Origin of the sequence: Micromonospora globbae (assembly GCF_036184225.1) — a bacterium.
GTDB lineage: Bacteria > Actinomycetota > Actinomycetes > Mycobacteriales > Micromonosporaceae > Micromonospora > Micromonospora globbae.
The window spans coordinates 4,026,857-4,048,824 of sequence record NZ_CP108084.1 but is presented as its reverse complement, the minus strand read 5'-3'; the positions used below and the strand labels follow the sequence as shown (position 1 = coordinate 4,048,824).

Sequence of the window (21,968 nt, the reverse complement as noted above, 5' to 3'; positions counted from 1 at the left end):
CGTGCCGGCGGTCAGGGCAGCGCGCAGGCGTCCCGCCAGGCGTCCAGGCCGCGCTGTTTGCGGATGGAGGCGAAGCCGTAGCCGACCGTGGTGACGCAGAAGTCGGTCGTCGAGCCGGTGTACTCGACGTGGAAGACCGGCTTGCCGGCCTCGACGAACGGCAGCAGCTTGGCGCACTGGCCCAGGCGGACGCACTCCTCGTTCACCGCGAAGTCGAAGTCCGGGGCGAGCGCGGCGACCTGGGGCACGTCGTTCATCAGCCCGGGGGAGAGGTCCAGGGACCGGGCGAGCCGGGCCAGCCGCCGGTTGAACTGCAACTGGTCGTCAAAGCCGAGGGCGAAGCCGGAGCGGTGCAGGTAGCCGTCCGCGTCGGCCAGCGCCACCGCGCCGAAGCCCTTGCCCCGGCACAGCCGGAACCGGTCGGCCAGCACCGGTTGGAGCGTGTCCCACCGCCGTACGTCCAGCCAGCGGCTGCCCGGGCGCCGGCCGGCCGCGCCCCGGACGCTCTCCGGGAAACGGTTGGCGTCCGGGTCGTCCGCGCGTACCGACCCGACGTGCACCTGGCAGACCAGCCGCCGGTACCGCGCGCGCAGCTCGGCGGTCTCCGCCGACGTGGTAGTCACCGGGTCGAGCAGGAACACGTCGGCGTCCACCTCCGGGTCGACCGGGCCGGTGAGCTGCCACTGCCACTGCCAGTGCCGCGCCGACGCGGCGGGCCACGGCGTGGGCGCGCCCGGTGGTGCGACCTCGACCCGGCAGCCGTACGCCGGAGCGAGCAGGAGCAGCGCCACGCCGGCGGCGAACGCGCGGCGCAACCGGACGGCGCGGCGGCGCGGCCGGATCCCCATCGGCAGCTCCCGGGTCCCGGACGGCGCCCCGCCGCCCGCTCCGGTACGCCGCCCCCTCGCCGGCGTACCTCACACCCGGTGAAACGAGTGCGGGCCCGCCGACGACTCGCCGGTCAACGCGGCGCGGCGAAGACCTGGGTCCAGTACGGCCCGTTGCTGGTCGCGATCCCCACGCCGATCTCGGTGAACGCGCAGTTCAGGATGTTGGCCCGGTGTCCGGGGCTGTTCATCCAGGCATCCATGACGGCGGCCGGGGTCTTCTGGTTCCAGGCCACGTTCTCGCCGTAGGTGCGCCACTCGTAGCCCACCCGGTCGATCCGGTCGCCGGGATCGCTGCCGTCGCTGCCGGTGTGCGACATGTTCTGGTGGTCCGCCTGGTCCTGGCTGTGCCGCTGGGCCGCGGTCATCAACTTGTCGTCGATGCTCACCGCCCCGCAGCCGGCCTTGGCGCGCTCGGCGTTGACCAGGTCGACCACCTCGCGCGCCTGGGCGCTCACACTGCCGGCCGGGGCCGTGGTCGTGGCGGTGGTGGCGCCGCGGGTGCTCGGCGGGGTGCTCCGCTCGGCGGTACGCCGCGACGGCGCCGTGGTGCGCGACGCCTTCGGCGTGGGCCGCACGCTCCGGCTGGCCGACGGGGTGGGGCGCGCCGTGCTCGGTGAGGCGGTCGGGGAGGGGGCGGTGAGCGTCTCGGCGGGAGCCTCGTCGGTGGGCGCCACCGGTGCTTCCGCCACGGTGTCGTCGACGGCGCTCGGGGTGGCCGGCTCGTCGCCGCCGGGCAGGGCGAGGGCGCCGACGCCGAGGCTCACCACCAGCGTGGCCGCCGCGGCGGCACCGCCGATGAGCAGCGGCCGGGGGAGCCGGCGCCGGGAGCGGGGAGACTCCTCGGCGCCGGCCCGCGCCGGGCCGCCCGGCGCCGACGCGACCTCGTCGCGCACGTGCCAGGCGTCGTCGCGTTCCCCGCCGGTGTCGGTGGGCCAGCCCGTGTCCCGTGCCGAGGACACGGGGTACAGGGGCGCCGTGGCGTCGAGGTCCCGCCGTGGGTCCTGGCCGGCGTCCCGCCGCGGGTCCTGGCCGGCGTCCCACCCGCCCGCTCGCACGCCGTACGCCGTGTCGTCGCCCGCGGGCCCGCCGGCCGCGTACCCGGGCGCCGCGTCCTCCGAACGCTCGTCCGACCAGCCGCCCGTCGCGTACCCGCCGAACCCGGTGGCGGACCCGTGGCGCCAGCCGTCGGTGGCGTCGCCGCGCCGGTCGTCGGCCGACCAGCCGGCGCCGGTGCGTCCGGTCTCCCACCCGTCGGTGCGTCCGGTCTCCCACTCGTCGGCCGGCCGGTGCGCGCCGGGGCGGTCGTTCGACCGCGGCCCGGTCGGCTCGTCCGCCCGCCACGCGCCGCCGCTCCCGGACCAGCCGGTGGCGTCGGTGGCCCAGCCGCCGGTCCCGTCCCTGGCGTCGTCGGCCGTCCACCTCTCCTGCGCCGCGGGCTCGGAGGCCCACTGGTGGCGCGGCTCGGGGCTCCACGGGCGGCGCGGCTCCGGTTCGGGGGCGTACCGGTCGGCCGGGCCGCGTCCGGCGCTCCACTCGTCCCGTGGGCCGGGCCCGGCCGCCCACCGGTCGGTCGGCTCACCGGACCGCGCGTCGACGCCCCGGTCCCCGGTGTGCGCGTCGGCGTACCCGGCGCCGTCACGTCCGGTCACGGCCGGCTCGTCGGGGTCGTCTCCGAACAGGTAGGCCGATCGCGGGGCCGGGCGGTCGGTCAGCCAGGACGGCTCGTCGATCGGCGGCTCGGGACGCCGGTGGGCGCCGTCCGGCTCGTTCGGGTCGGTCCAGCCGTACACGCCTGTCGCCTCCACGGGGTCGGTTGTGGGCCGCAGTGACGCTACGGTTGCGCCGCGACCTGCGGCAACGTGGCTAAGAAAGAGTTAAGGGGAAGTCGGACGCCCCGGTGCGGACTTCCCCCGACCGCTGGCGTACAGTTAAGGAGTCCGGACAGAGCGTGTCCGTGCCTCGTGGCGGTCCCCCCGGCAAGTGGCAGGTCGGCGTGGAGATGATCTACGGCCTGCGGGAACTTGACGACGAGGGGGTTTGCGGCCCAATATGGAGATGTCGCCAGTCGCGCCCGGCCATGCCCAGATACAGCTGGAATGGCAGTCGCGAACACATGGGCGCGCGTTGGCCGGCCTTTCCGGCAGCGCATATCAAGGAGTCAACATGGCGAAGGCCCTCTACGGCCACGTAGGTGCAGCGCCCGACCGGCGCCTGCTCGACGAGGTCACCCGACTGCGTGCCAGGGTTCAGGCACTGGAGTTCGAGCTCACGCGTCTGCGCGCCGAGAACGATCGGCTCGCTGCCGCCGCGACCGAGGCGGATGGTCTGCTCCGGCTCGCCGAGCCCGCGCTGACCTGATCCTCGCGTCGGAAAACTGAATCGCACCACGCAAAATCGCGCGCCGACACCTGTGTGCCGGCGCGCAGCTTTTGTCTCCACCCCATTTCGGCCGCCATTTTTCGATCTTGCCGTTCGGCGGTGGGTGGCCGGACCGCGCCATTGGTGAAAACGGCGCGGGGGATCCCTCCGGGCGCGAATGGCTGCATCTTTGCCGAGGATGTGGCGAGGGCCACCGGGCGATTCCGGCGCCCGGCCGGTGCCGCCACACCGGCAGGGCGGGGCGGGTCGCGTGCCGGTGTACCGGGGGCGGCGGGTTAGTCTGCGGGTTCACCCAGGTCCGCGCAGCCGGCGACGGTACGGCGGCCACCGGACGAGGATCGAGAAGGTGCATCTCAAGAGCCTGACGGTGAAGGGATTCAAGTCCTTCGCCTCCGCGACGACGCTCAAGCTGGAGCCGGGGATCACCTGTGTGGTCGGCCCGAACGGCTCCGGCAAGTCCAACGTCGTCGACGCCATCGCCTGGGTGCTGGGCGAGCAGGGCGCCAAGGCGCTGCGCGGCGGCAAGATGGAGGACGTCATCTTCGCCGGCACGGCCGGCCGGGCGCCGCTGGGCCGCGCCGAGGTCACCCTGACGATCGACAACACCGACGGCGCGCTGCCCATCGAGTACACCGAGGTGTCGATCACCCGCCGGATGTTCCGGTCCGGCGAGAGCGAGTACGAGATCAACGGCAACTCGTGCCGGCTGCTCGACATCCAGGAACTCCTGTCCGACTCCGGCATCGGCCGGGAGATGCACATCATCGTGGGGCAGGGCCGTCTCGACGGCATGCTGCACGCCAAGCCGGAGGACCGGCGGGCGTTCATCGAGGAGGCGGCGGGCGTCCTCAAGCACCGCAAGCGCAAGGAAAAGGCGCTGCGCAAGCTCGACGCGATGCAGACCAACCTCAACCGGCTCACGGACCTCACCACCGAGCTGCGCCGCCAGCTCAAGCCGCTGGGACGCCAGGCCGAGGTGGCCCGCCGGGCCGCCGCCATCCAGGCCAACCTGCGGGACGCCCGGCTGCGGCTGCTCGCCGACGACCTGGCCACGCTGCGCGCCACCCTCGACAAGGAAATCGCCGACGAGACGGCGGTACGGCAGCGGCGCGAGCAGGTCGAGGCCGAGCACGCCGAGGTGCAGCGGCGCCTCGCCGAGCTGGAGGCGGCCCTCGCCGAGGACGCCCCGCTGCTCGCCGCGGCACAGGACACCTGGTACAAGCTGTCCGCCCTGCAGGAGCGGTTCCGCTCGATCGAGCAGCTCGCCCGGGAGCGGCTGCGCCACCTCAGCGCGACGCCGGACGACGAGCGGCCCGGCCGCGACCCGGACCAGCTGGAGGCCGAGGCGGAGCGGGTCCGCGAGCAGGAGGAGGAGCTGCGGGCGGCGCTCACCGACGACCAGATCCGGCTGGCCGAGGCCGTCGAGCACCGGCAGGAGCTGGAGCGGCAGCTCGCCGCCGCGGAGCGGGAACTGGTGGCCGCCGCCAAGGCGATCGCCGACCGGCGCGAGGGGCTGGCCCGCCTGACCGGCCAGGTCAACTCGGCGCGTGCGCGTACCACGAGTGCCGGCGAGGAGATCGAGCGGCTCGCCGCCGCGCACGCCGACGCCCTGGCCCGGGCCGAGAAGGCGCAGGCCGACCTGGACGCCGTGGCGGCCCAGTCGACCGAGGCGGACCGGGACAACGCCGAGCTGGACGAACGGCACGCCGAGGCGGTCGCGGTGCACGAGCGGGCCCAGGCGGCCGTCCGTACGCTGGCCGACGCCGAGCGCGCCGCCGAGAAGGACGCGGCCACCTGGAAGGCACGCGAGGAGGCGCTCGCCCTCGGCCTGCGCCGCAAGGACGGCGCGGGAGCCCTGCTCGCCAAGGCGAACGAGGTGCCGGGCCTGCTCGGCAGCCTCGCGGGCCTGCTCACCGTGGCACCCGGGCACGAGGCGGCCCTCGCCGCCGCGCTGGGCGGCCTGGCCGACGCCGTGGCCGTGACCGGGGTGGACGAGGCCGTCGAGGCGATGCGCCTGCTGAAGATCTCCGACGCGGGCCGGGCCGGGCTCCTCATCGGTAGCCCCGCCGGCCCGGGCATGGAGGGCCCGGCGGACGCGCTGCGCCCGAAGCTGCCCGACGGCGCGCGCTGGGCACCGGACCTCGTGGAGTGCGCCGAGCAACTGCGGCCGGCGGTCTACCGGGCGCTGCGGGACGTCGTGCTCGTCGACGACCTCGCGGCGGCGGCCGAGCTGGTCGCCGGCAACCCCGAGCTGCGCGCCGTGACGCCCGACGGCGACGTGGTCGGGGCGTACGCGGCGGCCGGCGGGTCGGCCAAGGCACCCAGCTTCATCGAGGTGCAGGCGGCCGTCGAGGAGGCGCGGGCGAACCGCATCGCCGCCGAGCAGACCGCGGCGGAGCTGCGCGAGCAACTGGTGGACGCGCGCGCCGAGGTGGCCACCGCGAAGGAGGCGGTGCAGCACGCCGCGGCCGCCAAGCGGGAGGCCGAGAGCCACCGCAACGCGGCCGCCCGGCGCCTCGCCGAGCTGGGCGCGGCGGCGCGTTCGGCGAAGGCCGAGTGCGAGCGGCTCGGCGAGTCCCGGGCCCGCGCCGAGGCCGCCCGGGAACGGGACCTGCTGGCCCTGGCCGAGCTGGAGGAGCGGCTGCGGCTGGCCGAGGAGACCCCGGTCGACGCCGAGCCCTCCACCGAGGAGCGGGACCAGCTCGCCGCGATGGTGCCGCAGGCGCGGCAGAACGAGATGGAGGTCCGGCTCGCGGTGCGTACCGCCGAGGAGCGGGTCGCGTCGATCGCCGGCCGGGCCGACTCGCTGCGCCGGCAGGCCGCCGCGGAGCGGGCCGCGCGGGAGCGGGCCGCCGCCCGGCGGGCAGCGCGCACGCGCGGCGCCGCGATCGCGCGGGCCGTGGCCGGCGGGGCCCGGGAGGCCCTCACCCGGCTGACCGTCTCGATCGCCACGGCCGAGGAGCAGCGTGACGCGGTGGCGCGCGAACGCGCCGCCCGGGAGGCCGAACTCCAGGAGGTACGCGGTGCGGCCAAGCGGCTCGGCGCGGAGCTGGAGCGGCTGACCAGCCAGGTGCACCGGGACGAGGTGGCCCGCGCCGAGCAGCGGCTGCGCATCGAACAGCTGGAGGCGAAGGCGGCCGAGGACTTCGGCCTGGACGTGGAGACCCTGGTCGCCGAGTACGGGCCGGACCAGCCCGTGCCGCCCACCCAGGCCGACATCGCCGCAGCCGAGCGGGACGGCCTGCCGGTGCCCGAACCGGTGCGCTACGAGCGCCCCGTGCAGGAGAAGCGGGCCGCGAAGGCGGAGCGCGAGCTGGCCCTGCTCGGCAAGGTGAACCCGCTGGCGCTGGAGGAGTTCGCCGCGCTGGAGGAGCGCTACAAGTTCCTCTCGGAGCAGCTGGAGGACCTCAAGGCGACCCGGCGGGACCTGCTCACCGTGGTCAAGGACGTCGACGACCGGATCCTCGAGGTCTTTGCGAGCGCGTTCGCGGACACGGCGCGGGAGTTCGAGCAGGTCTTCGAGGTGCTCTTCCCCGGCGGCGAGGGGCGGCTCGTGCTCACCGACCCGGACGACCTGCTGACCACCGGCGTCGAGGTGGAGGCCCGGCCGCCGGGCAAGAAGATCAAGCGGTTGTCGCTGCTGTCCGGCGGCGAGCGGTCGCTGACGGCGGTGGCCATGCTCGTGGCGATCTTCCGCGCCCGGCCCAGCCCGTTCTACATCATGGACGAGGTGGAGGCGGCCCTCGACGACGTGAACCTCGGTCGGCTGATCACGCTCCTGGCCCAGCTGCGGGAGAAGAGCCAGCTGATCGTCATCACGCACCAGAAGCGGACCATGGAGATCGCCGACGCGCTCTACGGGGTGACCATGCGCGGTGGCGTGACCCAGGTGATCAGCCAGCGGCTCAACCGGGCCGACGACGGGCAGGAGAAGGACGGGTGAGTCGGGAACGCGCGACGGCGCTCCTCGTGGACTTCGACGGCGTCCTGCGGCGCTGGGACCCGGAGGTCGTGGCGGGGGTGGAGCGGCGCTACGGCCTCGCCGAGGGTGCGCTGCTGGAGACGGCGATGCAGTGGGGACGCCTACAGCCGGCGCTCACCGGGCAGGTCAGCCACGCCGACTGGATGGCCGGTGTGGCCGAGGCGCTGACCGAGCCGGCGGGCGGCGCGGAGCGCGCCCGGGCGGCGGTGGACGAGTGGCAGCGGTACCGGGGCGAGGTGGACGCCGACGTGCTCGGCTTCGTCCGCGAGGCCCGGGCCGGTGGCATCCGCGTCGGTCTCGCCACGAACGCCACCGACCTGCTCGACGACGACCTCGCCGCGTTCGGCCTCGCCGGCGAGTTCGACGCGGTGGTCAACTCGTACCGGCTCGGCGTGAACAAGCCGGCCAAGGAGTACTTCCGGGCCGCGTGCCAGGCGGTGGCCACGCCGCCGGACCGGGTGCTGTTCGTGGACGACGAGGACTGGTCGGTACGCGGCGCGCGGGCCGCCGGCCTCTCGGCGCACCGCTGGACCGGCGCGGCCGACCTGCGCTACCTGCGGGCGGCGCTGGCGTACTGACCCGGGCGGCCACCTCGCCCACCGGCGGTCATTCGCCGGTGACGCCGTCGATGCGTTCGCGGATCAGGTCGGCGTGGCCGTTGTGCCGCGCGTACTCCTCGATCATGTGCAGGTAGACCCAGCGCAGGTTGAACGTGCGGCGCTTCGGGCCCACCTCGGTGAAGGTCTCGTCGAGCGACCGGCCGGCCACCGCGGCCCGCGCCAGCTCCACCTCGCGGTGGTAGGTGGCGAAGTCCGCCTCGGCGTCCGCCGTGCTGACGTCGTGGTCGGCGTCCGGGTGCTCGGGCGTGTAGTAGGGGTAGTCCACCCGCTGTCCCGCGAAGTTCTCCCGGAACCACCAGGCCTCCACCTCGGCCAGGTGCCGGACGAGGCCGAGCAGCGTCAGCCCGGAGGGCTCGACGCTGGGCGTACGCAACTGGTCGGCGGTCAGGCCCGCGCACTTGAGCAGCAGGGTCTGCCGGTGGTAGTCGAGCCAGCTCTCGAGCATCGGGCGCTCGTCGCCGACGCTGATCTCAGGGGTCCGGGTGATCGCCGGTGCCGTCCACGTCATGCCGGCCATCCTCGCCCGCACCCCTGACGAAACGCGACGGGTTTGTCGGCACGGCGCGACGGTCGACGCCGCCCGTCCGTTTCGTGCCCGTCAGGGCGCCGCGACGGTTCCGCGCCCGCTCAGGGCACCACGACGACCGGCCAGCGGCCGGTGCGGACCAGCCGGGTGGCCACCGACCCGACGAGGCGGTGCCCCGCCTGCTCGGACGCGCCGACCACCACCATGTCCGCCTGGAACTCGTCGGCCGCGTCGCGCAGCTCGACGTACGGGTCACCACGCCGGCAGACGAACGTGATCGGCAGGCCCAGCTCCTTGGCCCCGCGCCGGATGTCGCGGCGGATCTCCGCGGCGAGCTCGTCCTGCGCCTGCTGCACGGCGCCCGCGTCCACGCCGGGCATCATGGCGGCGAAACCGGTCGGCGCGCTCACGAAGACGACCACGAGCGCGGCGCCCTGCCGGCGGGCGAGCCCGGCGGCGTACCAGCCGGCCCGCTCGGAGGTGCGGGTGCCGTCCACGCCGACCAGCACCACCCGGGGGCCGTCCGTGCCGCGTTCGAACGGCAGCGGTCGGGCCTGCGGGCCGTACTCCTCGCGGTCGGGGGCTCCGACGCTCATGCCGCCTCCCTCCGGTGGGCGCCGTCACGGGGTCGGGCCGCGCGGTTCCTGATGATCCGCTCACTGCGCTGGCCCACGACCCCTCCCTCGGATGTGATCGTCCATCGATATGGTGCGGGCCGCAACGCCTGCTCCCATCCGGTGCCAACGCCGGGCGAGCCGTCGTTGTGCCGGCGCGTCGACAACATCACGGTGGCCATGTCCCACCCTGCCATTTGGTTGCCCGAAGCAACAACCGTCCGGATGTCCGGACCATTCCCAGGCACGCGGGCTCACCGGGCGTGGAGCACGTCACGGCCACGCGTCGTTGAACCGCCCCAGCAGGCGCGCGAACTCCGCCACGTCCGCCGCGGGCCACGTCTCCAGGACCCGCCGGATGTGTTCCAGCCGCGCGGCCCGCGCGGCGTCGAAACGCCGCTGGCCCTCCTCGGTGAGGCTGAGCTGGGAGGCACGCCGGTCGCTCGGGTCCGGGGTGCGGCTGACCAGGCCCAGCGTCTCCAGCGCGCGGATCTGCCGGCTCAGCGTCCCCTTGCCGATGCCGAGCCGCGCCGCCAGGTCGGTGAGCCGGATCCGGTCGGAGCGCCGCAGCCAGAGCAGCAGGCCGTACGCGTTCGGTTCGAGGTTCGGGTGCACCTCACGGGCGACCTCCCAGGAGACCGCGCGGCCGCGCCGCAGCAGGGCGGTCAGCTCGTGCTCGACCGCCCGCAGGGTCTCCGCGTGCTCGTCCACCCCGTAGAGGGTACGGTGCCGCTCTCACACCGCCCCGGTGAGCCGCTGGCGCATCACCGGGCGCAGGTGCCCGTCCGCCGTGGTGCCCTCGATGGTCACCTCGGCGCTGCGCCCGGAGTGCACGAGCGTGGCCACCGCGTTCCCGAAGTACGGGCCGGCCAGCTTGCGCCAGCGCACCCCGGCCCGGCGTACGCCGGCCGAGCGGGCCAGCGCGGCGGTCGCCGCCGCCGGACCGGGCGACCAGCCGAGCCGCATGAGCGGCCGCAGCCCCGCCGGCACCTGGTTGTGGATCGGCGAGCAGGTGAGCTGGTGGACCGGCGTCGTCACGGCCGGGTCGTCGAACCGGGCGCGGGCCACGTACGAGTGGTGCACGTCGCCGGAGAGCACGCTGATCGACGCCGGCGGGGCGTACGCGGGCCCGGCGCCCACCGGATCGCCCACCCGGCCCGGCGTGCCGCTGGCGATCCGGGCGAACGTGGCGGCCAGCGCCTCGAACGACCGCCGGAACGCCGCCCAGTGCTCCAGGTCGAGCGCGCGGCGCAGCTTCTCCGACACCCGGGCGACCCAGGGCCGCCGGGAGTCGGCCAGCCGCTCGTTCCACGACTCGACGTGGTGGATGCCCGGCGGCAACAGCCACGGCAGGGACGCGCCGACCACGAGGTGGTCGTACACGCCGTGCACCTGGTCGAGGAACCAGGACCACTCGCCCGGCGGCAGCATCGCCCGGTTGCCGGGGTCGAGGACGCGGCTGCACCGGTTGTCGAGCATGACCAGCCGGGTCCGGCCCAGGTCCAGCGCGTAGCTCCACTGGTACTGCACGGCACGCCACCGCTCGGTGTCGTGCGCGAGGTCCGACTCCTTGTCGACCCGCTGCCCGAACTCCCGCAGCACCCCGGTGGCGTCCTCGGCGGCCGTCACCTTGGCGAACACCGGGTCGGCGGCGACCTCGTCCGGTGCGAGGTTGCCCAGGTGCTGGTAGACCCAGTACGACGCGAGGCCGCTGCCGATCCGTTCGGCCCACCACGGCTGCCGCCGCGCGTCGGCCCGCCAGGCGGCGGAGGTGTTCCAGTCGTCGATGATCTCGTGGTCGTCGAAGATCATCACGCTCGGCACGGTGGAGAGCAGCCAGCGGATCTCCGGGTCGCGCCACGACTCCAGGTAGAGCTTCGTGTACTCGTCGAAGCTCACCACCTGGTCGGCCGGGGCGCCCCGGGGCCGGCGCCGCCGCCGGCGCAGCAGCCGGCGCACCGTGGGCGAGGTGACGTCCGCGTAGACCTGGTCGCCGAGGAGCACCAGCAGGTCGGGCAGCGCGGCCGGCGCGAAGTCGGCCATCAGGCGCCGGGCGTACGCGTCCAGCGCGTCCGGGGGCAGCCGGCGGGCGGTGGCGTGCTGGGTGGTCTCCCGGCAGGAGCCGAAGAGCAGCCGGACCGGCTGGTCCCGGTCGTCGGCGGCCCGGGTACGGATCACGCTGGGCGGGAACCCGGAGTCGGGCACCGGCCACACGACCTCGTCGTCGACCAGCACCTCGTACGTCGTGGCGCTGTCCGGGGTCAACCCGTCCACCACCACCAGCGCGTAGTGGTGGTCGTACGCCGTGAAGGTCGGCGCGCTGCCCGAGGCGCCGTCGGCCGTGCGGACGGTGACCACGGCGGGCGCCGCGGTCTCGACCCAGACGGTGGCCCGCGTGCCCGCCACCCGGCGCAGCAGCGGGCCGATGAGCAGGTCTGCGGCGGGCATGACGGACCTCCGGATCGTGAGCGGGCTTCATCCTTACTACCCGGCCGGCGGTCGCACCCCTGCTGGCTGTGATCTAGGCTACCGCCGCTTCGGAGGGGTTGCCGGGTGCGGTGGCTGGGACGCCGCCGGCCGCATCTGACAGGATTTCGGCATGATGGACTACCTCCTCATCGCACTCGTCCTGCTCGGTGTGCTGATCCTCGGCACGCTCGGGCTGGTCGTGCCGCGCCTGCGCCGCCGCCCGGAGCCACCGCTGCCGACGACGGAGGTCGAGACACGGGCGGAGGAGGATCTGGCCGGCCCGCCCGTCGAGGCGCCCGAAGCCGACCTCTCGACCGGAGTGCTCGTCGAACCGCCGCCCGTCGTGGAGGCGCCGGCACCGGTGCTGGAGGTGCCGGAGCCGACCGCCGGCCGCCTCGTCCGGCTGCGTGGCCGGCTGTCCCGCTCCCAGAACGTCTTCGGCAAGGGGCTGCTCGGCCTGCTCAGCCGCGACCGCCTCGACGAGGACACCTGGGAGGAGATCGAGGACAGCCTCATCACCGCGGACGTCGGCGTGGACGCCACCCGCGAGATCGTCGACCGGCTGCGCGAGCGCACCCGTGTGCTCGGCACCCGCACCGCCGCGGAGCTGCGGGCGCTGCTCGCCGCCGAGCTGGTCAACGCGCTCGACCCGACGCTGGACCGCTCCCTGAGGACCGCGCCGAAGGAGGGGGTGCCGGCCGTGGTGCTCGTGGTCGGCGTCAACGGCGCCGGCAAGACCACCACCTGCGGCAAGATCGCCCGGGTGCTGGTCGCCGACGGGCGCAGCGTGCTGCTCGGCGCGGCCGACACGTTCCGCGCCGCCGCCGCGGACCAGCTGGAGACCTGGGGCGGCCGGGTGGGCGCCGAGACGGTCCGCGGGCCCGAGGGCGCCGACCCGGCCAGCGTGGCGTTCGACGCGGTCCGGCGGGGTATCGACACCGGCGTGGACACGGTGCTCATCGACACGGCGGGTCGTCTCCAGAACAAGGTCGGCCTCATGGACGAGCTCGGCAAGGTCAAGCGGGTGGTGGAGAAGCACGGCCCGATCGACGAGACGATCCTGATCCTCGACGCCACCACCGGCCAGAACGGCCTCGAGCAGGCGCGGGTCTTCACCGAGGTGGTCAACGTGACCGGCGTCGTGCTCACCAAGCTCGACGGCACCGCCAAGGGTGGCATCGTCATCGCCGTGCAGCGCAAGCTCGGCATCCCGGTGAAGCTCGTGGGCCTGGGCGAGGGGGCGGACGACCTGGCGCCGTTCGACCCGGCCCAGTTCGTCGACGCGCTGCTCGGCACCGAAGCCGCGGCACGGGACGCGTAGGCTCGGGTGAGCACTGACGATCGCGCGTACGTGGGGTGGCGCGACCCGAGCCACCCGTCGCAGCGCCTGGGGAGACCGTACGTGACGTCACAGGAGATCCCGCTGCACGGCGGGAACGTGAGCACCGTCGTCCGGGTCGGCGACACGGTGCGGCGCAACGCCGGGCCGTGGACCCCCTCCGTGCACGCCCTGCTGCGTCACCTGGAGTACGTCGGGTTCACCGGCGCGCCGCGCGCGCTCGGCATGGACGAGCGCAACCGGGAGGTCCTGTCGTACCTGGAGGGGGAGTGCGGGGAGTACCCGCTCGCCCCGCACTGGGTGACCGACGAGGCGCTGGTGACCGTCGCCACCATGCTGCGGATGTTCCACGACGCCCAGTACGGCTTCGTGCCGCCGCCGAACGCCGTGTGGCGCTCGTTCGGGCCGCCCCCGCCGGACACCGAGGTGATCTGCCACCACGACGCGGCGCCCCACAACGTCATCTGGCGGCCGGACGGCACCCTCGGGCTGATCGACTTCGACCTCGCCTCGCCGGGGGCCCGGATCTACGACGTGGCGTACGCGGCGTGGACCTGGGTGCCGATCTTCTCCGACCGGGACTCGATCACCCTCGGCTGGAAGCACCCGGACCGGCCGCGCCGGCTGCGTCTCTTCGCCGACGCGTACGGGCTCATCCCGCGGGACCGGCACCGGCTGATCCGGACCATCCGCAAGCGGATCGTGGACCACGTGGAGGGCATCCGCCGGATGGCCGCGGCCGGTGATCCCGCGTTCGTCCGGATCGTGCACAAGGGGCACCTCCGCCGGCCGATGCGCGACCTGCGGCTGCTCGACTACGAGCGCCACGCCCTCGAGTACGCGCTCCGCTGAGCCGCGACGACGGATCGCGCCGGACGGTCGTCCATCGACGTTCGCCGTCCGGCGGATCCGCCGCCGTCCATCCCGCCGGGCGCGTGTCGTCCTTCACACGTACGAAACAACCCGTCACGGAACGGAAACCGGCCGGGGTCCCTGGGTGAAACAGCCGGCGACAAGGCTTCCGCTGCCGGCGTACGGGCGACGCTGCCCCGGAAGCCGCAAAGGAGGGAACTTCACCTATAGGAGGCCAGCGTGCCTGAAGCACCGACGATCGACACCGGCAACACCGCGTGGCTGCTGATCTCGAGCGCGATCGTGCTGCTCATGACGCCCGGTCTGGCGCTGTTCTACGGCGGGCTGAACCGGTCCAAGGGCGTCCTCAACATGATGATGATGAGCTTCTCGTCGATGGGCCTCATCTCCATCCTGTGGTTGTTCTACGGCTTCTCCGTCGCCTTCGGTGACGACCAGAACGGCGTCTGGGGCGACCTGGGCCAGTACCTCGGCACCAAGACGTTCATGGCCGAGACGGACCTGTGGGGCGAGACCGGCATCCCGCTCTACGTCTTCATGGCCTTCCAGATGATGTTCGCGATCATCACGGTCGCGCTGATCAGCGGCGCCGTCTCCGACCGGGCGAAGTTCTCCGGCTGGCTGCTGTTCGCCTTCGGCTGGGCGACGCTCGTCTACTTCCCGGTCGCGCACATGGTCTGGGGCGGCGGCTTCATCGGCGCCACCCTGGGCGCGCTCGACTTCGCCGGCGGCACCGCCGTGCACATCAACGCCGGCGCCGCGGCGCTCGCCCTCGCCCTGGTGCTCGGCCGGCGGGCCGGCTGGCCCCGGGAGGGCATGAAGCCGCACAACGTGCCGATGGTGGCGCTCGGCGCCGGCCTGCTGTGGTTCGGCTGGTTCGGCTTCAACGCCGGATCGGAGCTGACCGCCGACTCGACCACCGCCATCGCGTTCCTCAACACCCAGGTCGCCACCGGCGCGGCGGTGCTCGGCTGGATCGTCGTCGAGTGGCTGCGCAACGGCCGGCCCACCCTGGTCGGCGCGTCCTCCGGCGCGATCGCCGGCCTGGTCGCGATCACCCCGGCCTGCGCGTTCGTCGCCCCCTGGGCCGCCGTCCTGCTCGGCCTGGTGGCCGGCGCCGTGTGCGCGGTCGCCGTCGGCCTGAAGTACCGGCTCGGCTTCGACGACTCGCTCGACGTGGTCGGCGTGCACTTCGTCGGCGGCTGGATCGGCTGCCTCTGGATCGGGCTCTTCGGCACCAGCACCGTCAGCTCCCTCGTCGCCCGCGAGGGCCTGTTCTACGGCGGCGGGGCGACCCAGCTCGGCGTGCAGGCGCTCAGTGCCCTGATCGTCTCGGTCGTCTCCTTCGCGATCGCGTACGGGCTGGCCTTCCTCATCGAGAAGACGATCGGGTTCCGGGTGAGCGCCGAGGCCGAGGCCGACGGCATCGACATCGCCGAGCACGCGGAGAGCGCGTACGACCTCTCCCCGGCGGGCGGCAGCGGCGGCGCGTTCGCGCTGGCCGGCATCGGGGCGCCCGCGGCCGGTGGCGCCACCGGCACCACCGGCGCCACCGGCGACGGCGAGCCCGCCGCGCCGGTCAGCGAGAAGGTAGCCGGTTAACGTTTCTCCGATGGAGGGGTTGGACATGAAGCTGGTGACCGCGGTCATCAAGCCCTACCAGCTGGACGCGGTGAAGGAGGCCCTGCACGCCCTCGGCGTGGCCGGCCTGACCGTCAGCGAGGTCCAGGGGTACGGGCGGCAGAAGGGGCACACCGAGGTCTACCGGGGTGCCGAGTACACGGTCGAGTTCCTGCCGAAGATCCGCGTCGAGGTGCTCACCGACGAGATCGACGTGGAGAAGATCGTGGACGCGATCGTCGGTGCCGCCCGCACCGGCAAGATCGGTGACGGGAAGGTGTGGGTGACGAGCGTCGACGAGGTCGTCCGGGTCCGCACCGGCGAGCGCGGCCTCGACGCGCTGTAGGAGGCGCCATGACCCCGTCGGCCGGGCGCGCCGTGCCGGGAACCCCCGTTCCCACCGGCACGGACCGCCCGCCCGGCGGGGTCGCCGCGTCCGGGTCCGGCGGGGCGGTCCTGTCCGGCGCGGCGGCCGACCCGTCCGGCGGGGTCGCCGGCCCCTCTCCGGGCGTCGTGGTCCCGACCGGCGTCGGCGAACCGGCGCGGCACCGGCGGGCCGCCGCGTACGACGCGTTCCTCGCCGGGCTCCTGCCCCGCCGTCCCGGGGTGGCGCTGGTCGCCGTGGGCGGGCTGGGCCGGCGGCAGTGCGCCCCGTACGGCGACCTCGACCTCGTGCTGCTGCACGCCGGGGTGCCCGGAATCGACGACCTGGCCGCCTCGATCTGGTACCCCGTCTGGGACGCCGGGCTGCGGCTGGACCACTCCGTGCGTACCGTCGCCGAGGCGCTGTCGGTGGCCCAGGACGACGACAAGGTGGCCCTCGGGCTGCTCGACGCGCGCATGGTCGCCGGTGACGCGGCCCTCGCCGACTCCCTCGTCCGCACCGCCGCCGACCACTGGCGGCGCACCGCCGTACGCCGGCTGCCGCGCCTGCGCGAGATCACCGCCGCACGCTGGCGCGCCCACGGCGAGCTGGCCTTCCTCCTGGAGGGAGACGTCAAGGAGGCCGCCGGCGGGCTGCGCGACGTCGGCGTCCTGCGGGCCATCGCGTCCGCCGGCGTCACCGACGCGCTGCGCCCCGCGGTCCACGCCGCGCACCTGCGGCTGCTCGACGTCCGCGACGCCCTGCACGAACAGGTCGGCCGGCGGGTCGACCGCCTCGTCGCCCAGGAACGCGACGGCGTGGCCGCGCGGCTCGGGCTGCGGCAGCCGCAGCGCGGCGACAGCGCTGAACCGGCCCTCCACGACGGCGACGTGCTGCTGCGCCGGGTGGCCGGTGACGCCCGGACGATCCGCCACGCCCTCGACGACGCCTTCCGCGCCGCCGAGCGGCTGCGGGGCGGACGCACCCGGGTCGGCGCCGCCCGCCCCGTACGCCGGCCGGTGGCCCGGGACGTCGTCGCGCACGACGGCGAGCTGGTGCTGGCCCGCACCGCGATCGGCGCGCGGCCGGACCCGAGCCTGTCGCTGCGGGTCGCCGCCGCGGCGGCCACCACCGGGCTGCCGATCGCCCGCGCCACCTGCGAGTGGCTGGCCGCGTACTGCCCGCCGCCGCCCACGCCCTGGCCCGCCGAGGCCCGGGCGGCGCTCTTCACGCTGCTCGGCGCCGGCCCCGGCCTGCTCGCCGCCTGGGAGACCTGCGACCGGTACGGGCTGGTCGACGCCTGGCTGCCCGAGTGGACCCGGCTGCGCAGCCTGCCCCAGCACAACCCGGTGCACCGGTTCACCGTCGACCGGCACCTCGTGCAGACCGCGTACGAGGCGAGCCGGCACGCCCGTGACGTCGAGCGACCCGACCTGCTCCTGCTCGGCGCGCTGCTGCACGACGTCGGCAAGGGCCTCGCCGGTGACCACAGCGCGGCCGGCGTACCGATCGCCGAGGCGGTGGCGGCCCGGATCGGGCTGCCCCCGCCGGAGGTGGCCCTGATCGGCACCCTCGTACGCCTGCACCTGCTCCTGCCCGAGGTGGCAACCCGGCGGGACCTCGCCGATCCGGTCACCATCGCCGGGGTGGCCGAGGCGGTCGGCGATCCGGCCACCCTCGACCTGCTGCACGCCCTCGTCCGGGCCGACGCCGCCGCCACCGGGCCCGGCGCCTGGTCGGACTGGAAGGGGCGGCTCGTCGCCGAGCTGGTGGCCCGCGTCCGTACCGCGCTCGACACCGGGGCGCTGCCGGCGCCACCCGCGCCGGACCCGGCGCTGCTCACCGAGCCGCTGCCGGTGATCCAGGTGACCGGCGACCGGGTGGCCGTCGCCGCCGCCGACCGGCGGGGCCTGCTCGCCACGGTGGCCGGCTGCCTGGCCCTGCACCGCCTCGACGTGGTCGCCGCGGACGCCTCCGTGGTCGACGGGCGGGCCCTGGTCGAGTGCCGGGTGCAGCCCCGCTACGGCCTGCCGCCCGACCCGGTCGCGGTCAGCGGCGACCTGCGCCGGGCGGTCGGCGGCGACGTCTCGGTCACCCAGCGTCTGCGCGGGCGGGCCCTCGCGGCCCGTGGCGCGGCCGCCGCCCCGCGCGTCGTGTGGCACCGGGAGGCGGCCACCGACGCGGTCCTGCTGGAACTGCGCGCCGCCGACGCCGCGGGGCTGCTCTACCGGGTGACCTGTGCCCTCGACGAGGTGGGCGCCCAGGTCCGCGCCGCGCGCATCGCCACGCTGGGCGGGGACGTGGTGGACGCCTTCTACCTGGTCGGCGGATGGCCGGACGACGCCACCCGGGCCCGGCTGGAGCAGGCGGTGCTCGCCGCGGTGTGACGACGGCGGCCGGCGCGCCTACGTCCGGGGACGTAGGCCGGATGCCGCTTCCGGGGCGACGCCCACGGCCGGTCCCGGCGGCACGCTCGACGCATGAACCTGCCAGTGCAGACCGAAGGACTCACGAAACGGTACGGCGGACGGGCCGCCGTGCGGGACCTGGACCTCAGCGTGCGGGCCGGCGAGGTCTACGGCTTCCTCGGCCCCAACGGGGCCGGTAAGACCACCACGCTGCGGATGCTGCTCGGCCTCGTCCGCCCCACCGCCGGCACCGTCCGGCTGTTCGGCCGGCCGCCGGCCGCCGGCCGGCTCGCCGGAGTCGGCGCGCTGATCGAGGGACCGGCCTTCTACCCGTACCTGTCGGGACGGGAGAACCTGCGGGTGCTGGCGCGCTACGCCGGCACCCCCGCCGAGCGGGTGCCGCTCGTGCTCGACCTGGTCGACCTCGCCGACCGGGCCGGCGACCGGTACGCCGGCTACTCGCTCGGCATGAAGCAGCGGCTCGGCGTGGCCGCCGCCCTGCTCAAGGACCCCCGCCTGCTCATCCTCGACGAACCCACCAACGGGCTGGACCCCGCCGGCACCGCCGACATGCGGCGGCTGATCCGCCGGCTCGGCGCCGCCGGCTGCACCGTGCTCCTCTCCAGCCACCTGCTCGGCGAGGTGGAGCAGGTCTGCGACCGGGTCGGCGTGGTGTCCCAGGGCCGGCTCATCGCCGAGGGCAGCGTCGCGGAGCTGCGCGGCGCGGCCGGCCTGCGGATGCTCGCCGAGCCGCTGGACGACGCGGCCGAGCACGCCCGGGCCCTCGTCGGCGCGGAGCGCGTGCGGGTGGCGGACGGGGCGCTGGAGCTCGCCGTCGACCCGGACCGGGCGGCCTGGCTGAACACGGAACTCGTCCGGGCCGGGGTGGCGGTCCGGGAGCTGCGGCCCCGGGAACGCGACCTGGAGCAGGTGTTCTTCGATCTGATCGGGAAGGAGACGACCGATGTCCGGTAGCTTCCGCGCGGAGCTGGTCAAGTTGGTGCGGCGGCCGGCGTCCTGGCTGCTGCTGGGCGTCGCGCTCGTGCTCGCGCTCCTGTTCACGTACGTCTTCCCGTACGCCGGGTACGCGGCCGGCACGGCCGGCCCGAACACGGACCGGGCGCTGCCGATGCTGCTGCCCGACCAGTTGGTGGGCAACTCGCTCGGCGGCTTCCCGGTGTTCCTCGGATCGATCGTGCTGATCCTCGGTGTGCTCGTCGTCGGCGGCGAGTACGGCTGGGGCACCTGGAAGACCGTGCTGGCGCAGGGGCCGTCCCGGCTGGCGGTGTACGCCGGGAAGCTGCTGGCGCTGCTCGTGGCGGCGCTGGTCGTCGTCCTCGCCGTCTTCGGCGCGGGCGCCGCGGCGAGCGTCCTGATCGCCGCCACCGAGTCCCAGCCCGTGGCGTGGCCCTCGGCGTCGGACCTGGCCGCGGGGATCGGCGCCGGCTGGTTGATCGCGTCCATGTGGGCGACCCTGGGCGCGCTGCTCGCCATCGCGCTGCGGGCCCCCGCCCTGCCCGTCGGACTGGGACTGGTGTGGATGCTCGCCGTGCAGAACCTGCTCACCGCCATCGCCGCCCCGCTGCTGGACTGGGTGGCGCAGCTCCAGAAGGGCCTGCCCGGTCCGAACGCGGGCTCGCTGGCCGCCGCGCTCGGCGCGGCCTCGGACACGCCGGGGGTGGCGGCGACAGTCGGCGGTGGGCAGGCGGCGCTCGTGGTGGCCGCGTACCTGGTCGCCTTCGCCGTGGTGGGCGGGGCGTTGCTGCGCCGACGTGACATTCTCTGACGACATGGAGACCCCGCAGCCGGCTGCGCCCGGCGGCACCCGGGCCGGGGCGGTGGCGGGCCGCCCCGGCCCGGACGGGACGCACGGCGCCGCACCGTGGGTGGTGCGGTGGCGCAGCCGCCTCCTCGACCCGGTGCTCGCCCTCCTGTTGCTGGTCATGGGGCTGGTCGGCACCGGCCCGGCGAGCGACAACCAGCCCGGCACCGTGCCGCCCGACGGGGCCGCGTACGCCGCCGTGGCGGTGGCGGCGCTCGTCGTGGCGGTCCGCCGCCGCTGGCCCCGGGCCACACTCGCGGTGTCCGCCCTGGCGACGGCCGTGTACCTGGTGCTCGGGCACGCGTACGGGCCGATCCTCGTGGCGTTCTTCGTCGCCGTGTACACGGTCGCGGCGTACCTGCCGGTCCGGCCCGCCGCGCTCGCCGCCGGCCCGGCGCTGGCCGTGCTGCTCGTGCACATGTTCTTCTCCGCGGGCGCCGCGCCGGGCCTGGTGGGGCTCGTGCCCGGCGCCGCGTGGGTGGTCGTCCCGTTCGCGGTGGGCGTCACCGTACGGCTCAACCGGGACGCCGCCGCCCGGAACCGGTCCGAGCAGGCCCGCCGGCTGGCCGACGAGGAACGGCTGCGGGTCGCGCAGGAGGTGCACGACGTCGTCGGGCACGGTCTGGCCGCCATCCACATGCAGGCGGAGATCGCCCTGCACCTCATGCCGACCCAGCCGGAACGGGCGGAGAGCGCGCTGACGGCGATCAGCCGGACCAGCAAGGACGCCCTGGACGAGCTGCGGGTGACGCTCGCGGTGGTCCGTCGCGGCGACGACGGCGGCGAGCGCTCGCCGGCGCCCGGGCTGGCCCAGGTGCCGGCGCTGCGCGACCGGCTGGCCGGCGCCGGGTTGCCGGTCACCGTCGAGGTCAGCGGCGAGCCGCGCGCGCTGCCGGTCGCCGTGGACCTGGCCGGCTACCGCGTGGTGCAGGAGGCGCTGACCAACGTGCTGCGCCACGCCGGCCCGGCGACCGCCGCGGTGCGGATCCGCTACGCCCCCGCCGAGGTGGCCGTGGAGGTGACCGACACTGGGCGCGGCGGCGCCGGAGTCGGTCGCGGCGTGGGCGGCTCGGGGCTGGCCGGGATGCGGGAGCGGGTGACCGCGCTGGGCGGGTCGTTCGACGCCGGGCCCGCCGCCGACGGTGGTTTCCGGGTGTACGCGAGCCTGCCCGTGGAGGAGCGCTCATGATCAAGGTGCTGATAGCCGACGACCAGGACCTGGTCCGGATGGGCCTGCGCGCCCTCGTCGAGAGCGAGGCGGACCTGGCGCTCGCCGGCGAGGCCGCCGACGGGCTGGCCGCCGTGGAACTGGCCCGGCGGGAGCGCCCGGACGTCGTCCTCATGGACGTGCGGATGCCCGGCGTGGACGGTATCGAGGCGACCCGGCGGATCGTCGCCGACCCGGGGCTCGCGGACACCCGGGTGATCGTGCTGACCACCTTCGAGCTGGACGAGTACGTATTCGACGCGCTCCGGCACGGGGCGAGCGGGTTCCTCACCAAGGACACCCGGCCGGCCGAGCTGCTCCGGGCGATCCGGCTGGTGGCCGAGGGGGAGGCGCTGCTGTCGCCCTCGGTGACCCGGCGGGTCGTCCGGGAGTTCGCCACCCGGCCGTCGCGGGCCCTCCGACCCCACCCCCGGCTCGACACGCTGACTGACCGGGAACGGGAGGTCGTCGGGCTGGTCGGCGAGGGGCTCAGCAACGCCGAGATCGCCGAGCGGCTCGTGGTCAGCCCGGCCACGGCGCGCACCCACGTGAGCCGGGCCATGGTGAAGCTCGCCGCGCGCGACCGCGCCCAGCTGGTGGTGTTCGCGTACCAGTCGGGGCTGGTCCAGTCGTGATGCCGCGCCCGGCGCGGCCCATGATCGCGCTCGAACCAGGATGTGGGGGCCTCCGGGTGACCGGGATGCCACTGCGTCCAGGAAACAGCGCGATCCTGCCGGGCGGGGCCGGAGTGGCGTGGGTGGCGGCAGGGACGCGGGGGAGCGCTGGCGCGGAGCGCGGGCTGTCGGTGGCGGGCTACCCTAGCGGTGGCCGTGCTCCAGGGATCCGGCCGCACCA

The 21,968-nt window shown here is 75.0% G+C and carries 18 protein-coding genes; 12 read left to right on the top strand and 6 right to left on the bottom strand.

Features of this window, described 5'->3' with window-relative positions:
* Window positions 1-11 precede the first annotated feature (11 nt).
* Both OG994_RS17935 and OG994_RS17930 read right to left on the bottom strand, forming a co-directional pair.
* The gene (locus OG994_RS17935; RefSeq protein ID WP_328850392.1) at window positions 12-848 is read right to left on the bottom strand and encodes an endo alpha-1,4 polygalactosaminidase; all 837 of its coding nucleotides are present in this window, start codon (window positions 846-848) and stop codon (window positions 12-14) included.
* A 113-nt stretch (window positions 849-961) separates the two neighbouring features.
* The gene (locus OG994_RS17930; RefSeq protein WP_328850391.1) at window positions 962-2,695 is read right to left on the bottom strand and encodes a CAP domain-containing protein; all 1,734 of its coding nucleotides are present in this window, start codon (window positions 2,693-2,695) and stop codon (window positions 962-964) included.
* A 358-nt stretch (window positions 2,696-3,053) separates the two neighbouring features.
* Between OG994_RS17930 and OG994_RS17925 the strand changes: the two genes are divergently transcribed.
* The 3 genes from OG994_RS17925 (at window position 3,054) to OG994_RS17915 (ending at window position 7,829) form a co-directional block, all read left to right on the top strand.
* On the top strand, window positions 3,054-3,248 hold the full coding sequence (locus OG994_RS17925) for a hypothetical protein (RefSeq protein WP_120328517.1): 195 nt from the start codon (window positions 3,054-3,056) through the stop codon (window positions 3,246-3,248).
* Between the two features lie 367 nt (window positions 3,249-3,615).
* Window positions 3,616-7,212: a chromosome segregation protein SMC gene (smc, locus tag OG994_RS17920; RefSeq protein ID WP_328850390.1), complete on the top strand. Its 3,597-nt coding sequence runs from the start codon at window positions 3,616-3,618 to the stop codon at window positions 7,210-7,212.
* Window positions 7,209-7,829, top strand: coding sequence for an HAD family hydrolase (locus tag OG994_RS17915; protein WP_328850389.1), 621 nt, complete (start codon window positions 7,209-7,211; stop codon window positions 7,827-7,829). The genes smc and OG994_RS17915 overlap by 4 nt, the downstream gene beginning before the upstream one ends.
* Window positions 7,830-7,857: 28 nt before the next feature.
* Here the strand turns inward: OG994_RS17915 and OG994_RS17910 are convergent, their stop codons facing one another.
* The 4 genes from OG994_RS17910 to OG994_RS17895 all read right to left on the bottom strand — a co-directional run bounded on the left by OG994_RS17910 (window position 7,858) and on the right by OG994_RS17895 (window position 11,459).
* Window positions 7,858-8,379, bottom strand: coding sequence for a DinB family protein (locus OG994_RS17910; protein WP_120328514.1), 522 nt, complete (start codon window positions 8,377-8,379; stop codon window positions 7,858-7,860).
* A gap of 119 nt (window positions 8,380-8,498) precedes the next feature.
* Entirely contained in the window at window positions 8,499-8,993 is a 495-nt protein-coding gene (locus tag OG994_RS17905; RefSeq protein WP_120328513.1) for a universal stress protein, read from the bottom strand.
* A gap of 291 nt (window positions 8,994-9,284) precedes the next feature.
* Window positions 9,285-9,722 carry a MarR family winged helix-turn-helix transcriptional regulator gene (locus OG994_RS17900; RefSeq protein ID WP_120328512.1) on the bottom strand — a complete coding sequence of 146 codons (438 nt, stop codon included), beginning with the start codon at window positions 9,720-9,722 and terminating at the stop codon, window positions 9,285-9,287.
* Between the two features lie 24 nt (window positions 9,723-9,746).
* Complete coding sequence (locus tag OG994_RS17895; protein WP_328850388.1) at window positions 9,747-11,459, bottom strand: alkaline phosphatase D family protein; 1,713 nt, start codon at window positions 11,457-11,459, stop codon at window positions 9,747-9,749.
* Window positions 11,460-11,610: 151 nt separating this feature from the next.
* Here OG994_RS17895 and ftsY point away from each other — a divergent pair, with 151 nt between their 5' ends.
* The 9 genes from ftsY (at window position 11,611) to OG994_RS17850 (ending at window position 21,748) form a co-directional block, all read left to right on the top strand.
* The gene (gene ftsY / locus OG994_RS17890; RefSeq protein ID WP_120328510.1) at window positions 11,611-12,801 is read left to right on the top strand and encodes a signal recognition particle-docking protein FtsY; all 1,191 of its coding nucleotides are present in this window, start codon (window positions 11,611-11,613) and stop codon (window positions 12,799-12,801) included.
* A gap of 30 nt (window positions 12,802-12,831) precedes the next feature.
* Window positions 12,832-13,671, top strand: coding sequence for a phosphotransferase (locus OG994_RS17885; protein ID WP_240032932.1), 840 nt, complete (start codon window positions 12,832-12,834; stop codon window positions 13,669-13,671).
* 240 nt (window positions 13,672-13,911) lie between these two features.
* Window positions 13,912-15,294, top strand: a complete 1,383-nt coding sequence (locus OG994_RS17880; RefSeq protein ID WP_328850387.1) for an ammonium transporter — start codon at window positions 13,912-13,914, stop codon at window positions 15,292-15,294.
* A 25-nt stretch (window positions 15,295-15,319) separates the two neighbouring features.
* Window positions 15,320-15,658 carry a P-II family nitrogen regulator gene (locus OG994_RS17875; RefSeq protein WP_174242592.1) on the top strand — a complete coding sequence of 113 codons (339 nt, stop codon included), beginning with the start codon at window positions 15,320-15,322 and terminating at the stop codon, window positions 15,656-15,658.
* 8 nt (window positions 15,659-15,666) lie between these two features.
* Complete coding sequence (locus tag OG994_RS17870) at window positions 15,667-18,063, top strand: [protein-PII] uridylyltransferase (protein ID WP_328850386.1); 2,397 nt, start codon at window positions 15,667-15,669, stop codon at window positions 18,061-18,063.
* 93 nt (window positions 18,064-18,156) lie between these two features.
* Complete coding sequence (locus tag OG994_RS17865; RefSeq protein ID WP_120328505.1) at window positions 18,157-19,059, top strand: ABC transporter ATP-binding protein; 903 nt, start codon at window positions 18,157-18,159, stop codon at window positions 19,057-19,059.
* Window positions 19,049-19,870: an ABC transporter permease gene (locus OG994_RS17860; protein WP_328850385.1), complete on the top strand. Its 822-nt coding sequence runs from the start codon at window positions 19,049-19,051 to the stop codon at window positions 19,868-19,870. Before OG994_RS17865 ends, OG994_RS17860 begins: the two co-directional genes overlap by 11 nt.
* A gap of 4 nt (window positions 19,871-19,874) precedes the next feature.
* Window positions 19,875-21,095 carry a sensor histidine kinase gene (locus OG994_RS17855; protein ID WP_328850384.1) on the top strand — a complete coding sequence of 407 codons (1,221 nt, stop codon included), beginning with the start codon at window positions 19,875-19,877 and terminating at the stop codon, window positions 21,093-21,095.
* A complete protein-coding gene (locus OG994_RS17850) occupies window positions 21,092-21,748 on the top strand; it encodes a response regulator transcription factor (protein ID WP_120328502.1) in 657 nt (218 codons plus the stop codon). Before OG994_RS17855 ends, OG994_RS17850 begins: the two co-directional genes overlap by 4 nt.
* Window positions 21,749-21,968: the final 220 nt, after the last annotated feature.

Bases quoted from the DNA above. Each gene is read 5' to 3' on its own strand.
- OG994_RS17935 (WP_328850392.1), bottom strand. From the start codon at position 848: ATGGGGATCCGGCCGCGCCGCCGCGCCGTCCGGTTGCGCCGCGCGTTC.
- OG994_RS17925 (WP_120328517.1), top strand. From the start codon at position 3,054: ATGGCGAAGGCCCTCTACGGCCACGTAGGTGCAGCGCCCGACCGGCGC.
- OG994_RS17910 (WP_120328514.1), bottom strand. From the start codon at position 8,379: ATGACGTGGACGGCACCGGCGATCACCCGGACCCCTGAGATCAGCGTC.
- OG994_RS17905 (WP_120328513.1), bottom strand. From the start codon at position 8,993: ATGAGCGTCGGAGCCCCCGACCGCGAGGAGTACGGCCCGCAGGCCCGA.
- OG994_RS17895 (WP_328850388.1), bottom strand. From the start codon at position 11,459: ATGCCCGCCGCAGACCTGCTCATCGGCCCGCTGCTGCGCCGGGTGGCG.
- ftsY (WP_120328510.1), top strand. From the start codon at position 11,611: ATGATGGACTACCTCCTCATCGCACTCGTCCTGCTCGGTGTGCTGATC.
- OG994_RS17875 (WP_174242592.1), top strand. From the start codon at position 15,320: ATGAAGCTGGTGACCGCGGTCATCAAGCCCTACCAGCTGGACGCGGTG.
- OG994_RS17870 (WP_328850386.1), top strand. From the start codon at position 15,667: ATGACCCCGTCGGCCGGGCGCGCCGTGCCGGGAACCCCCGTTCCCACC.
- OG994_RS17865 (WP_120328505.1), top strand. From the start codon at position 18,157: ATGAACCTGCCAGTGCAGACCGAAGGACTCACGAAACGGTACGGCGGA.
- OG994_RS17860 (WP_328850385.1), top strand. From the start codon at position 19,049: ATGTCCGGTAGCTTCCGCGCGGAGCTGGTCAAGTTGGTGCGGCGGCCG.
- OG994_RS17855 (WP_328850384.1), top strand. From the start codon at position 19,875: ATGGAGACCCCGCAGCCGGCTGCGCCCGGCGGCACCCGGGCCGGGGCG.
- OG994_RS17850 (WP_120328502.1), top strand. From the start codon at position 21,092: ATGATCAAGGTGCTGATAGCCGACGACCAGGACCTGGTCCGGATGGGC.